Origin of the sequence: Methylobacterium sp. GXS13 (genome assembly GCF_001455965.1) — a bacterium.
Lineage (GTDB): Bacteria > Pseudomonadota > Alphaproteobacteria > Rhizobiales > Beijerinckiaceae > Methylobacterium.
Genome location: NZ_LKKO01000044.1, coordinates 1 through 12,993 on the forward strand (window position 1 = coordinate 1; position 12,993 = coordinate 12,993).

Sequence of the window (12,993 nt, forward strand, 5' to 3'; positions counted from 1 at the left end):
AGGCAGAGCCTCACCCGGGTGCTGAAGGATCTGATCGGGCAGGGCTCCGCCCCCCAGAAGACCGGCCCGCGCGACCGGCGCCAGCGGCTGCTGTTCTGCCCCCCCGCCGGCGCGGAGCTGGCCGCCGACCTCACCCGGGTCCAGGCCCGCCGCCTGGCCCGGGCGCTCGCCGCGCCGGACGCGCTGGGCTCCCCGGAGGACTTTCTGATGGCGATGATCGAGCCGGAGGACCGGGCGGCGGTGCGGCGCCTGATGGCCCGGCGCGGCTCCGCCCGGGGTGGCGGCGCGTGACGCCCGCCCCCCGTGCCGAACTGCCCGACACGGCGCCGCACGTCCTCGTCGTCGACGACGACCGCCGCCTGCGCGAGCTGCTCGCCCGCTACCTGACCGACCAGGGATTTCGCGTCACCGTGGCGGCGAGCGCCGCCGAGGCCCGGGCCCGGGCCCAGAGCGTCGTGTTCGACGCGATGGTGCTCGACGTGATGATGCCCGGCGAGAACGGCTTCGACTATGCCCGCAGCGTCCGCGAGACCTCCCGGGTGCCGATCCTGATGCTCACCGCCCGGTCCAACCCCAACGACCGGGTGATGGGGCTTGAGATCGGGGCGGACGATTACCTGCCCAAGCCGTTCGAGCCCCGGGAGCTGACACTGCGGCTCAACAACATCATCAAGCGCGGCGTCCCTACGCGCGAGGCGGCGGCCGAGACGGTGACCTTCGGGCCGTTCGCGTTCCGCATCGATCGGGGCGAGCTGCGCCGGGACGACGTTCTGATCCGCATCACCGACCGCGAGCGCGAGATCCTGACGATCCTGGCCGCGGCCGGGGGCGCCAATGTCGAGCGCGAGCAACTCGCCGGCCCTGGGGGCGCCGCGGCGGAGCGCACGGTGGACGTGCAGATCAACCGCCTGCGCCGCAAGACCGAGGTCGATCCGGCCAACCCGGTGTTCCTGCAGACCGTGCGGGGCGTCGGCTACCGGCTCGCCGTGGATTGAGCCCGGACCGTCACACCGGGCGCGGCTCGCCCGGCTTCAGCTTGAGCCCCTTGGACACCCGGGTCGAGAGGCTGCCCACGACCGCGACCACCGCCGGCTCTTCGGCCAGCGCACGGATCGCCTCGATGGCCGCCTCGGCATTGGGCTTCATCACGGCATAGACCAGAGGCGCGGATTTGGCCGACCGACCGCGGCCGCCGGATCGCTCCGCGGTTACGGAAACCAGGAAGGTGGTGTAGCGGCTCCGCGTGCGTCCAGGCATGGCTCAGCATGTGGCATGTCGGCTAATTATCACCAATGCCGGCAGCCGCAGCCCAGCCCGGACACAGGTTCGTGAGACACGGCACAAGGCGAATTGCGTGCCGCGGGAGGCCGACCGCCCTGCCCTGCTTGCCGGCACCCGAAGCAGGTTTCGCAGAATTGCGCTGCGGCTTTGTGTCGGAATTCCCTGTCCTATCGAAGGCTCCCGCGCCGCCGGTGCGATCAGCCCAGGGTAAGGTCGAGGCCTGGCAGGGACAGGCCGGAGATCCGGGTGGTCCAGACCTGCCCGGCGGCGACCGGCAGGGCGTCGGTCAGCGTTCCGGTGGAGACGATCTCACCGGCGGCGAGCGGTGGGCTGCCGGGATCTTTAGCCAGCACATCGATCAGGTGCCGGAGGGCTGCAAGAGGGCCGCCGCCGAGCACGTTGCGGGCGCTGCCGCGATCGGCGACCGCGCCGTCCCGCAGGAGCGCGATGGAGAAGCCCGCCAGCCCGTCGATCCAGACTGGTGCTGCATCCCGGGTGATCGGTACCCGCGCGCCGTGCACCAGCAAGCCGTGCAGCCCGAAGGCCGCCACGGTGTCGGGGGCGGCGAAGCGCCAGCCGGGGAACAGCGACTGCACGATCTCGAACCCTTGCGCCACCCAGTCGAGGCAACCGAGTAGGGCCGCGTCGTCCATGCCGGGCTCGGGGGCCCGGGCCAGCCCGAACACGATCTCCGGCTCGATCCGCGGCTCGACCAAGGCGGCAAGCGGGATCGGGCCGGTGAGGGCGGCGCGCTCAAGCAGGGTGGTGTCGTAGACATGGCCCCAGATCGGCGCGTGGACGCCGTAGGTTTCCCAGAGCGTCGTGTTGGTGAAGCCGATCTTGCGGCCCACCGGCCGCTCGCCCCGCGCCAGACGCAGGTGCCGGACCTCGGCGGCCACCCGGTAGGCGGCGGGCAGATCCAGGCCGGCATCCCAGCCGGTCAGGGGCGCGATCTGGCGGCGATGCTCGTGTGCCGCCAGGATGGTGCGGGCATGGGTGGCGGCGGGGACGGGATCGCGCATCCCCGCTCTGTAGCATGGCGGTCGGGGCCGATGCTGTCGGGCTTTCGAATCCGGAGCGTCCGTATCCGAGAGCCGAGAACCAGTTTTCGGGACGAGGCCCTACCAAACCAGCCGCTCGATCACCGCATCCGGATGCACGGCCTGGCGTCCGAGCCATTCGGCGACGTCGCCGAGACGGTGGTGCTCGGCCGAGACGCCGAGCTCCTCCGCGTGGATGCCGCGGGCCACCAGCAGGCTGGCGATGCCGAAGCCGCGGGCACCGGCGATGTCCGTGCGGATCGCATCGCCGATCGCCATCACCCGGGCCGGATCCACCGGCGCGCCGGTGAGCTCGGCCCCCTTGGCGAGCGCAGCTTCGTAGACCGGGCGGTGCGGCTTGCCGGCATAGATCACGGTGCCGCCGAGCTCGGCATAGGCCGCCGCCAGCAGGCCGGCGCAGGGGATCAGCCGGTTGCCGCTCTCGACCACGAGGTCGGGATTGGCGCAGATCATGGTCAGGCCCCGGGCGGCGAGGCGCGTCAGTTCGTTCCGGTAATCGTCGGCGGTCTCGCTGCGGTCGTCGAACAGGCCGGTGCAGACCATGAGGTCGGCCTCCTCCTCCGCGACGAGGCTGAGGTCGAGATCCTTGAAGATGCCGAGGTCGCGCTCCGGCCCGAGATGCCGGATCCGGGCGCCCGGGCGCCCGGCGATCAGCTCCCGGGTGAGGTCCCCCGAGGTCAGGATCGCGTCGTAGGCTTCGCGCGGCACCCCGAACCGGTCGAGGATGCGGCCGACCCCGTCCCCGGGCCGCGGGGCGTTCGAGACCAGGACCACCCGGCGCGGCCGCGGCCCCGGCAGGCCGCGGAACCGGATCAGCGCCTCGCCGGCCGGGACATGGGCCTTCTGGCCGTCATGCAGCACGCCCCAGACGTCGCAGAGGAGGAGGTCGTAGCGCTCCGCCACCTGCGCGAGGCCGTCGAGGGTCGGGATCGGTGCGGTCATGGAGGGGTCCGGTCACGGTTTCAAAAGGTCCGGGACCTTTTGCGGGTGCAGGGCCGTGCCCTGCAAGCCTCGAGGCCGAGCCCGACCCCAATCGTGGTTTTACCGCGGCCCGAGCCGATGCTCGGCGAAGAAGTCGAGCATCGCGCGCGAGGCGTCGGGGCCGTCGGCATCGGTGTAGCTGCCCTCGGGGCGGCCGCCCGACCAGGCGTGGCCGGCGCCGCGCACCCGCCAATCCTCGACCACGACCCGGCCGGTCCCGTCCCGATAGCGGGTGCGGGTGAAGGGGTGGCCACGGTCTTCGAAGGTCTCGGATTGCGCCGTCAGGCCGGCGACGTTGGCCTGGGCCAGAACCTGATCGGCATTGCGCACACTGACGGTGCCGTCGTCATCGCCGTGGAACACGATGGTGGGGATGCGCCGCCCGGCCGGGGAGGCGCCGAACGGCGCCGCGGTACCGAGGCCCGGGGCGCCGACCTGCATGGCCATCAGCGCCGAGCCGAGATCGCGGGCGCAGCCGGCGGCAAGGCCCGAATGCACGCCCACGGCGGCGTAGAGGTCCGGATAGGCCCGGGCGATGTTCAGGGCCGCGGCGCCCCCCGCCGACATGCCGGCAATGTAGACCTGAGCCGGGTCGATCGGGTGGGCCGCCATCACGGCTCGGGTGAGGCCCGCGATGATCGCCGCTTCGCCGGATTCCCGGCGCTGGTCACGCGGCTCGTACCAGTTCCAGCAGCGCTGGACATGGGCCTGCCGGCTCTGGGCCGGGTAGACAACGAAGAACCCTTCGCGCTCGGCCAGCACGTTCATGCCGGTGCCGGCGGCGAAATCGTCCGGGTTCTGCATGCAGCCGTGCAGCATCACGATCAGCGGCGCCGGCTCGACCGAATCACCCGGGATAAACAGTTTGTAGTCGCGGCTGCCGGCCGGCTCGGCGTGGCTGAGGGCAACGAAGCGGCTCTCGGCCGGCGGCTTCCGGGCCACGGGCGACCGCGCGGGTCCGCGGCGCGGCTGGCCGAGCCCCTTCAGCACGGGCGCGAGCCCGCGCACGACCTTGACGACCGCTTTGCGCACCCGCACCGCGGGCTCGGCGCGCGTCTCGCCCCGGGTCTTATGGGGGGCTTCTCGCCGGGCATCCTGAGGAGCCTCTTCGCGGTGGGTCGAGGGCTGGGGCGCCGGCGTCTGAGGTTCCGAGGGCGGTGCGGGCGCGTAGCCGCCGAGGCTGCGCTGGATCAGGGCGGTCGCCTCGTCCAGGCGGCCGAGGCTGGTCAGACGGGTGATTTCGATCATATCGGCGAAGGGGGAGCCGGCGGCCCGGTCGCGCGCGCCGTCCTGCAGTGCCTTCAGCTTGCTGAAGGGGTCCATGTTGGGTGCGCGCTTGGTCACATCAGCGTCCGTGCCGCGGCCGGGATAGCGCGACGATCAGCATATGGTGCGATGCAATAGAGGCCGATGTGCGATGCGGCAAGACCGGTCAGGCCGGGTCGTCGGCACCGATATACTCGGCCCAGATCGGTGCCGCCCCGAGGCTCGCTCGGAAGCTGTCGTGACGGGTCCTCTCCTCATCCGTAAGGCGGCTTCGATACGGCCGGGGGGCCGCCGGAGCGGCCTGGACGACAGCCTGGACCGCCGGGCCGGCCTGTGCGTCCAAGAGTCCAAGACTGGTCTGCTTCCCGCCGAGCAGCTCGACATAGACCTCGGCCAGGATCTGCGCGTCGAGGAGCGCCCCGTGCTTGGTGCGCCGGCTGGTGTCGATCCCGTAGCGGTTGCACAGGGCATCGAGGTTGTTGGCCGCGCCCGGGTGCTTGCGCCGGGCCATCGGCAGGGTGTCGACCACGTCGTCCAGCTGGATCGGCGGCGGCGCGTTGGCCCCGAGCCGGGCGTATTCCATGTTGAGGAAGCCGACATCGAACGGCGCGTTGTGGATCACGAGGCGCCCGTCGGCCAGGAAGGCCAACAGCTCGCCCACGATCTCGGCAAAGAGCGGCTTGTCGGACAGGAAGGCGTCCGACAGCCCGTGGACGTTGAACGCACCCTCGGAGACCGCCCGCTGCGGGTTGCAGTAGCGGTGGAAGGTCCGGCCCGTGGGGATGTGGTTGAGGAGCTCGACCGCACCGATCTCGATCAGCCGGTCGCCGTTCCGCGCCTCCGTGCCGGTGGTCTCCGTGTCGAGGACGATCTCGCGCAGCATGTTTTGTGACTCAGAGGGTCAGGATGCCTCGCCCGATCGGACCGGGCTCCGGGGGCGGATGACCGCTTTCGGGAGACTCTGTCTCCCGAAAGATTGAGACTTCCTTGGCTGCCGGCTGATCGGCGCCGGTCTCTCACGCCGCCAGGGCCAGCCGCCCCTCGCTCTCGTCGGCCTCCGCCGCCATGAACTGGGCCCGGGCGAGCTCGGCGAAGCGGCCGTTCTCGGCGACCAGCGCGTCGAACGTACCGGCCTCGACGATCCGGCCCTCGTGGAAGACCAGGATCCGGTCGGCATTGCGGATCGTGGCGAGCCGGTGGGCGATCACGAAGGTGGTGCGCCCCTCCATCACGGCCTCCAGGGCGCCCTGGAGTCTGCGCTCGGTGGCCGCGTCCAGCGCCGAGGTCGCCTCGTCGAGGATCAGGATCGGCGGGTTCTTCAGCAGCGCCCGGGCGATCGAGAGCCGCTGACGCTCGCCGCCGGAGAGTGAGCGGCCACGCTCGCCGATCACCGTGTCGAGCCCCGCGGGCTGGCGCGCCATGAAGGCGCCGGCCTGGGCCCGCTCCAGGGCGTCGAGCATCTCGGCATCGGTGGCGTCGGGACGGCCGACCTGCAGGTTCTCGCGGATCGAGCGGGCGAACAGCATCGGCTCCTGGAAGACCACGCCGATATTGTGGCGCAGGGACGAGAGGCCGATGTCGCGCACGTCGATATCGTCGATCCGGATTGACCCGGAAGCCGGATCGAAGCTGCGGTGCAGGAGGCCGAGCGTCGTCGACTTGCCCGAGCCGGTGGTGCCGACCAGCGCCACGGTCTCGCCGGGCCGCGCCGAGAACGAGACGCCGTCGAGCGCCTTGCGCTGTCCGTCATACGAGAAGGCGACGTCGTGGAAGGTGACCTCGCCTTCGAAGCGGGCGACCTGCCGGGCATGCGGGCGGTCGGCCACCGCCGGCACGGTGTCGTAGATCTCGAAGAACTCGGCGATCTTGGGGGCCTGCTGGAACAGTCCGTTAACGAAACCGACCACATGATCGAGCCGCGCCACGAAGGCGGTGGCCAGGCTCATGAAGGCCACGACCTCGCCCACCGTGGTGGTGCCGGCCTGGTACAGCCAGATGCCGGTGACGAAGATCGCCGTCATGGTGATGGTGGCGGAGGCCCGGGTCGCCACGTTGGCGAGGGCCCACCAGGACAGGACCGGGATCTGCGCGGCGAGCAGGTTCGTGATGATGCCGCGCATTGCATCCTTCTCGGCCTTGGCGCGGGTGAAGGACTGGATCACCGCGACGTTGCCGAGCGCATCGGAGGCGTGGGCGGCAAGGCCGGAATTGAATTCCTCGACCTGGCCCTGGAGCGTCTCGGTCCGGCGCATCACGAAGGTGGTGAGCGCCGTGAAGGCCAGCATCAGGACGACCAGGATCGAGCCGAGCTGCCAGTTGATGAACAGGGTCATCGGCAGGAGCACAACCAGCGACACCAGGGCGACGAGGTGGTCCCGGAAGAAGCCGAGCCACAGCCAGGCCATGCCGTTCGTGCCCTCCAGCATCGCCTTCAGTACCCGGCCGGAATGGTTGGCCGAGTGGAAGGCGAGCGGCAGGTCGAGCACGTGCTCGAAGTAGCTCGCCATCGAGGACAGGCGGTTGCGGTGGGCCAGCCGGTCGGCGTGGAGCGCGATGAACACGCCCGCCGCGATGGTGAAGAACCCGAACGCGACCCAGGCTGCCAGCAGGGGCAGCATGCTGGCCATGGCGTTGCCGCCGCGCTGGAGGTGGGTCAGCTGATCGATGATTCGGCCCATGAGCAGCGGTTCGGCGAAGGCCGCGATCGCCAGCACGACGTTGGTGACTGCCAGACCGATGGCCAGCCGCCGTTCCGCCTTCAGGAAACCTAGGACCCGCCCGTACAGACGAACCATCGCCACAGCTCCGACACCCCCGGCGCGGCCCGTGTGTCCGGGTCTCGCGCCAACTCTTAAGGTCCGGGCGGCGGGCGGATATCGCTGATTCCGCCGCCAAACCCCTCACACGACACGGCTTATGCCCGGGCCCGCCTGAACGGGCGATGACGGCCCTATACAGGGTCGAAGTCATCACCTTTACGGCTCGTTCAGCAAGATTTCCTAGCGCTGTGAATGACCCGGCCGCAAGCGATCAGGGGAACCGATCGTTTACGTGTCTGGTCCGGGCGCCGCGGCAGGGATCTCGCAGCCGCACTCGGCCTCCTCGCGAGCCACGGCCGGTTCGTGACCTTCGCCGGCCGGATGGCGCTCCTGATGAACTTCTTCGTGATGGTCGCGGCCTATTCGACGCAGGGCCAGAAAACGATGCAGGTGGTCGCCGGCTCGATGCGCGACGCCTTCGGGGTGGACAAGGAATCGGAGTTCGCCGGCCTCCTCGAATCCGAAGGTTTGCCGGCCGCCGGCCACGTTATATCCCTGCGCACCCTCCCGCCCGAGAAGGCCGCCGACCGGACCACACCGCCTCGGCGCGACCAGAGCAGCGCGTTCGGCCTGACCGAGACCGGCGAGCCGGACCATGTCGGCCTCGCGGTGGCCTCCTTGCGGCAGGCGCTGCCGGACATCGCCGAACTGTCGAAGAGCGTGGTGATCGTCCGGTCCGACCAGGACCTCGACCTGTCGATCGTCGACCAGGACGGGCGCTCGCTGGTCCCGGACGGCTCGACCGGCCCGAACGAGCGCACCCGGCGCCTGCTGGAGACGCTCGCCCCGACCCTGCGCCAGATGCCGAACCGCATCGCCGTCACGGGTTTCGCCGCCACCGACGACCGGTTCGCCTCGGTGTCCGGCAGGGCCGACACCGAGGCGATGTTCCCCGACAACCCGTATCTGGCGGCCAACCGGCGGGTGACGGTGACGCTGCTGAAGGAGGCGTCTCCGGTGCCGAACGTGAAGGGGCTTCCGTAGAGGACGCGCCTACTTGGCGGTGAGCAGCGCCCAGTAAACCTTGTACTTCGAGCCCGGCGCATAGGCCGTGGCGATCCCCATCCGGGTCGCCTCGGGCGCGAGCATCGTGGCGTCGTGCGGGGCGCTCTCGCGCCAGCCGGAGAACGCCTCCGCCAGGGTGTGGTAGCCGGCTGACAGGTTGGCGTTCACGTCGGCGAACCCGAGCCGCCCCACTGCAGCCTTCACGGTCTGCGCCTTGCTCGGCCGGTCGGCGAGCGCCATGGCGGCGGCCTCGGCCTCCGCCAGCCGCTGCAACTCGGGATCGACCGTGAGGGGCCCGGCGCCGCGGTTGCGACGATAGGACGAGATCATGTCCCGGGCGGCGTCGGTGTCGACATGGGCGGCCTGGCTGGCCAGCGGCAGGTAGATGCTCGGCAGCGCCGTCGTGGTCGGCGCCTCGGCGCCGCAGGCACCCAGCAGGGCCAACGCCGGAACGCAGACCGCCGCCCCAAAGCCTCGTCTCAGGTTGCGTCCGCCCACGTTCGAAGATCCATGCTTGCGCATCCGGCTCGGACGCCCGGGCCATATAGGGAGCGCCGGGCGATCGTGCATCCGTTCCCGATGAAGCCGGGCGCCTGCCCTCAGCCCCCGGCGCTCCGGAGGCCGCGGTCACGCTGCGGCTGGGCCGGTGATGCCCCGGTCTCGTTGGAATCCTGGAGGGGCTTGGACTCCCGGGGTTCGGGCGCCTGTGCCGCCTGGCCGAACCGGCTCGCGATCTCGCCCATCGCGCTCTGCATCGCCTCGAAACCCTGCACCGTCACGATGCTGGCGCCGGGGCCGAGCGGCGGGATGAAGCCCGCCCCCGACAGGGTGGCGAACACCGCGTAGTTCAGGTCGGTCTGAACCTTCTGGCCCAGGCTGACGTCGACGATCCAGACCAGCAGCTCGAATTCCAGGAACGGGTCGCCGATCTTCTTGAACACCACCCGGGGGGCGGGGTCCTTCAGCACGTCGGCATGACCTTGCGCGCAGCCGACGATCATCTCGGCGGCCCGCACCGGGTCCTGGTTACGCAGCACGCTGACCGTGATGCTGACCCGGCCCGAGCGGTCGCCGCGCACCCGGTTCTTGACCACCCCGGAGATCAGGTTCGAGTTCGGCACGATCACGGACGACCGGTCGAAGGTCTGGATCTCGGTGGAGCGCACCGAGATGCGCTTCACGATGCCTTCCGAATCGCCGATCACCACCTGGTCGCCGACCCGGATCGGCCGCTCCCACAGGAGCAGCAGGCCGGAGACGAAGTTGTTGACGATCGACTGCAGACCGAACCCGATACCGACCGACAGGGCGCCGGCCACGATGGTCAGCTTCTCCAGGCTGAGGCCGAGATACGAGAAGGCGAGGGCCAGCGAGAGCAGGAAGCCGAAATAGCCCGCGATCGTGGTGATCGAGTTGCGCAGGCCGGCGTCCAAGTCGGTGGCTGGCAGGTAGGTCAGTTCCAGCCAGCGCTGCACCGCCCGGGTGACGAACACGCCGAGCACCAGGATCCCGATGCCGAACGCGATGCTCGACAGCGAGATCGTCACGTCCCCAACCTTGAAGCCGAAGAAGGCCTGCCGGATCGACGAGACGATATCGGTGGAATCGAGCCCCCAGGGCGCCAGCACGAGCAGCGCCGCCACCAGGATCAGGATCACCCGGGCGGCCCCGGTCGCCAGGACCGATATCTGGGTCAGCGAGCGCTTGCGCAGGCCGGTATTGGCCTGGAGCGCGGTGGCCAGCCGGGTCTCGTCGCAGAGCGCGCGGCCGATGAAGGTGTCGACGCTCTGGACCAGCAGGTAGAGCAGCACCAGGACGCTCGCGGTCCAGATCAGCTGATCGATCAGGAAGGCCGCGAACGCGACGTAACCGACGAGCGCCCCGACCCCGATCAGCGCCACCGCGGCCCAGCCGAGCAGCCGGGCCGGGCCGCCGATGCCCGTGGTGGTCTTGGTCGGCACATAGGGGCCGAAGCAGGCTTCCTCCTCCTGCTCGGTATCGGCGAACCGGTGGAGGCCGACCGCCAGGATCAGCGCCGTGGCGACAGCCCCGAGGCCGCGGGTCGCGATCGAGATCGGCAGGGCCGCCGAGATCCCGGAATTCAGCGCCTCCACGGATTTCACCACGGTCAGCACCGTGGCGATGCCGACCGCAAGCCGGGTCAGCCGGGTCGCGGCCGCATCGCCGACCGGGGCCGGGCGCCAGGCGGGCTTGTCGGGGCTGAGCAGCCCGTCGCACAGGGCCTCTACGAAGGCGATGAAGGCCAATCCGCCCAGGATCGCGGCGGCCACCGGCATCAGCCGGGAGGGCAGCAGGTTGGTGGCGTCGAGCGCGTAGTAGACCGCGTAGGAGCCGGCCACCGCCGGTACGGTGCCGAGCAGGATCACCCGCCAGGCGGCCAGCAGGGTGGCGCGCCGCGACGGTTCCGTGGCGGAGGCATCCCGCCGGGCGGCCCGGGGGGCGATGTTGCGCCGCCCGAAATACAGCGCGATCGAGATCCCGAAGGCGAGTCCGAGGAACAGCAGGTTGCCGATGCTGCCGTTGCGGGAGAACAGCAGCCCGATATCCGACAGGGCGCTCTGCAGCGAGCGCGTGTCCCGCGGCACATCGGCCATGACCTTGGCCCAGAGGCCGGGGCCGACCAGGGGCTGCGAGCGCTGGAACAGGTCGCGGGTGAACGATTCGCGCCGGCGGTTCGAGACGCGGTCGATGATCTGATCGCCCTGCACCAGCAGGGAGCGGGCGAGCCGCTGGGTCTCGTCGATGCGGGTCACCGCGGCCTCGCGCTCGACGCGCTGCTCGGCGACGTCCGCGCTCTCCTGGGTGTCCTTCGGCTTGGGGCCGAGCTGCGTCAGCCGCTCCCGCGCCGCCTCGAGCGGCGTGTCGAGCCGGGTGATCAGCGCGCGGATCTCCTCGGTGACGGTCCCGGCACTGTCGCGAATCGGCGACAGATCCGCGACGGTCAAATCGGGATGCCCCAGCTGCTTCTCACGCGCCTCAAGTTCGGCCTTGGCGGTGTCGAGCTGGGCTCGGACCGCCTTGAGCTGCTCGGACATCTCGGGCTTGGGCGCCGCGGGCTGGGGCGCCGCGGGCTGGGGCGCCGCGGGCTGGGGCGCCGCGGGCTTGGCCTCGACCGGCTTGGCGTCAGGCGCCTTCGCGTCGGCGGGCTTGGCGTCGGCCGGCTTGGTTCCCGGGTGCTGCCCGGCCGGGGTCTCGCCCTGAGCCCTGGCCGCAGGTGGCGCGACGGCCGGGATCGCCAGCATCAGCGCGGCCACGAGGGCCAGCACGGGCCGATGCGGCGCGGCGTTGAGCTTCCGGGAGCGCACCAGCGTGCGGATCATAAGCTACCTCTCGTCGGGCGCGCCGGGCGCGCAAGCGGTGCCCGGCATCGGCGGACCGGCGGCATCGGGAACCGCGCGGGCCTTCTCGAGCGCTCGCCGCCGAAGGCGACACCGGATCGGCGTCGGCGAGCGCGTCGAATCGAAGCCTGAGGGGCGAGCGGGATGGCAAGGCGATCGAGCTCGCCTCTCGAGGCCGGGCGCTGTGGGCTTCCAATAGGGCGAAACCGTGCCCCTGCCCACCCTCGGGCGGATCGCCGGGGCCAAGGCCCGCTGTGGGTGCGTCCCCGGGACCCGGCGGGAAAAGCTTCACAAGGGTGTCACGGTGGGATTAGATGAACATCAGATGGACAGGGCCTTTTCGTCGTCACGCGAAAGGGTTCGGCCGGCTCTGATGCCGGTCCGGCCCGGCCGCGTTCCGGTTGCTACCGCACCGACTGGCGTCACCGCGCGCCGGCCCGCCGCCCTGTTGCTCCTTCCGCCTCTCCCGCTGAGCCGACGCCCCGTCCGCCGGCCCGTCCTGCACCGGCTTCTGGCCGCGTCGGACGGGCCGGCGGGGCGCCGGCGCGTTCCCGCGCGTTACACGCGTCAGAGATAGTCTGAAGAGTCGCGCCGATGATGGATCTCCAAACCCTCGTCCTGAACGCGGATTATCGGCCGCTCTCCTACAATCCGCTCTCTCTCTGGTCGTGGAAGGACGCCTTCACGGCCCTGTTCCTCGACCGCGTCACCCTGGTGGCGAGCTACGATGTCGAGGCGCGCTCGCCGTCCCGGGCCCTGCGGGTGCCGAGCGTGGTGGCGCTGAAGAACTACGTCACGCTGGCCCGCAGCCCGGCCTTCACCCGCTACAACATCTACCTGCGCGACGGTTTCAGCTGCCAGTATTGCGGGCTGCGGCTACCCTCGGGCGGCCTGACCTTCGACCACGTGGTGCCGCGCTCCCGGGGCGGCCTGTCGAGTTGGGAGAACGTCGTGGCGGCCTGCTCGCCCTGCAACCTGCGCAAGGCCAACCGTACGCCGCAGGAGGCGGACATGCCGCTGGCGACCGAGCCGCGCCGGCCGACCCGCTACGAGCTGCACCATCGGCAACCCGAGTTCGACCACCGCCAGTATCACCACACCTGGCTCGACTACCTGTACTGGGACAGCGAACTGGAGAGCTGAGCGCGCGCCCGATCGCGCGATCTCTGCCGCTCGACGCTCGGTGCGCGGTGCCGAAACACCGCAGGCCTTCAGCCGGTC

11 protein-coding genes and 1 pseudogene are annotated in these 12,993 nt (G+C 70.7%); 4 read left to right on the plus strand and 8 right to left on the minus strand.

Translation table 11 applies throughout. The features are described from left to right. Both AO398_RS16315 and AO398_RS16320 read left to right on the plus strand, forming a co-directional pair. Positions 1–291 (plus strand): annotated as a pseudogene (locus AO398_RS16315) (MarR family transcriptional regulator); the annotation flags it as partial. Next, positions 288–995, plus strand: coding sequence for a response regulator (locus tag AO398_RS16320; protein WP_058193178.1), 708 nt, complete (start codon positions 288–290; stop codon positions 993–995). The pseudogene AO398_RS16315 and the gene AO398_RS16320, both read left to right, overlap by 4 nt. A 10-nt stretch (positions 996–1,005) precedes the next feature. Here AO398_RS16320 and AO398_RS16325 read toward each other — a convergent pair whose 3' ends face one another. The 6 genes from AO398_RS16325 to AO398_RS16350 form a co-directional block, all read right to left on the minus strand. Then, positions 1,006–1,257 carry a hypothetical protein gene (locus AO398_RS16325; RefSeq protein ID WP_058193179.1) on the minus strand — a complete coding sequence of 84 codons (252 nt, stop codon included), beginning with the start codon at positions 1,255–1,257 and terminating at the stop codon, positions 1,006–1,008. Positions 1,258–1,478: 221 nt separating this feature from the next. Continuing rightward, complete coding sequence (locus AO398_RS16330) at positions 1,479–2,303, minus strand: hydratase (RefSeq protein WP_058193180.1); 825 nt, start codon at positions 2,301–2,303, stop codon at positions 1,479–1,481. Positions 2,304–2,402: 99 nt separating this feature from the next. Then, a complete protein-coding gene (locus AO398_RS16335; RefSeq protein ID WP_058193181.1) occupies positions 2,403–3,284 on the minus strand; it encodes a TIGR01459 family HAD-type hydrolase in 882 nt (293 codons plus the stop codon). A gap of 99 nt (positions 3,285–3,383) precedes the next feature. After that, the gene (locus AO398_RS16340; RefSeq protein WP_058193182.1) at positions 3,384–4,646 is read right to left on the minus strand and encodes a PHB depolymerase family esterase; all 1,263 of its coding nucleotides are present in this window, start codon (positions 4,644–4,646) and stop codon (positions 3,384–3,386) included. Between the two features lie 109 nt (positions 4,647–4,755). Continuing rightward, a complete protein-coding gene (gene dnaQ / locus AO398_RS16345) occupies positions 4,756–5,472 on the minus strand; it encodes a DNA polymerase III subunit epsilon (RefSeq protein WP_058193183.1) in 717 nt (238 codons plus the stop codon). A 133-nt stretch (positions 5,473–5,605) separates the two neighbouring features. Then, the gene (locus tag AO398_RS16350) at positions 5,606–7,390 is read right to left on the minus strand and encodes a glucan ABC transporter ATP-binding protein/ permease (protein WP_058193184.1); all 1,785 of its coding nucleotides are present in this window, start codon (positions 7,388–7,390) and stop codon (positions 5,606–5,608) included. 210 nt (positions 7,391–7,600) lie between these two features. On the opposite strand from AO398_RS16350, the gene AO398_RS16355 reads away from it, so the two are divergent. After that, entirely contained in the window at positions 7,601–8,392 is a 792-nt protein-coding gene (locus tag AO398_RS16355) for a flagellar motor protein MotB (protein ID WP_082643310.1), read from the plus strand. Positions 8,393–8,401: 9 nt separating this feature from the next. Here the strand turns inward: AO398_RS16355 and AO398_RS16360 are convergent, their stop codons facing one another. Together AO398_RS16360 and AO398_RS16365 are read right to left on the minus strand one after the other, a co-directional pair. Then, positions 8,402–8,857, minus strand: a complete 456-nt coding sequence (locus AO398_RS16360; RefSeq protein ID WP_244498804.1) for a CAP domain-containing protein — start codon at positions 8,855–8,857, stop codon at positions 8,402–8,404. A gap of 155 nt (positions 8,858–9,012) precedes the next feature. Next, entirely contained in the window at positions 9,013–11,754 is a 2,742-nt protein-coding gene (locus AO398_RS16365; RefSeq protein ID WP_058193186.1) for a DUF3772 domain-containing protein, read from the minus strand. 612 nt (positions 11,755–12,366) lie between these two features. Here AO398_RS16365 and AO398_RS16370 point away from each other — a divergent pair. Then, positions 12,367–12,915 (plus strand): HNH endonuclease, encoded by a 549-nt coding sequence (locus AO398_RS16370; protein WP_007563401.1) that lies wholly within the window; start codon positions 12,367–12,369, stop codon positions 12,913–12,915. The last annotated feature ends 78 nt before the right edge of the window (positions 12,916–12,993 follow it).

Coding starts and splice junctions, on each gene's coding strand:
- AO398_RS16325 (WP_058193179.1), bottom strand. CDS start 1,257: ATGCCTGGACGCACGCGGAGCCGCTACACCACCTTCCTGGTTTCCGTA.
- AO398_RS16330 (WP_058193180.1), bottom strand. CDS start 2,303: ATGCGCGATCCCGTCCCCGCCGCCACCCATGCCCGCACCATCCTGGCG.
- AO398_RS16335 (WP_058193181.1), bottom strand. CDS start 3,284: ATGACCGCACCGATCCCGACCCTCGACGGCCTCGCGCAGGTGGCGGAG.
- AO398_RS16340 (WP_058193182.1), bottom strand. CDS start 4,646: ATGGACCCCTTCAGCAAGCTGAAGGCACTGCAGGACGGCGCGCGCGAC.
- dnaQ (WP_058193183.1), bottom strand. CDS start 5,472: ATGCTGCGCGAGATCGTCCTCGACACGGAGACCACCGGCACGGAGGCG.
- AO398_RS16355 (WP_082643310.1), top strand. CDS start 7,601: ATGACCCGGCCGCAAGCGATCAGGGGAACCGATCGTTTACGTGTCTGG.
- AO398_RS16365 (WP_058193186.1), bottom strand. CDS start 11,754: ATGATCCGCACGCTGGTGCGCTCCCGGAAGCTCAACGCCGCGCCGCAT.
- AO398_RS16370 (WP_007563401.1), top strand. CDS start 12,367: ATGATGGATCTCCAAACCCTCGTCCTGAACGCGGATTATCGGCCGCTC.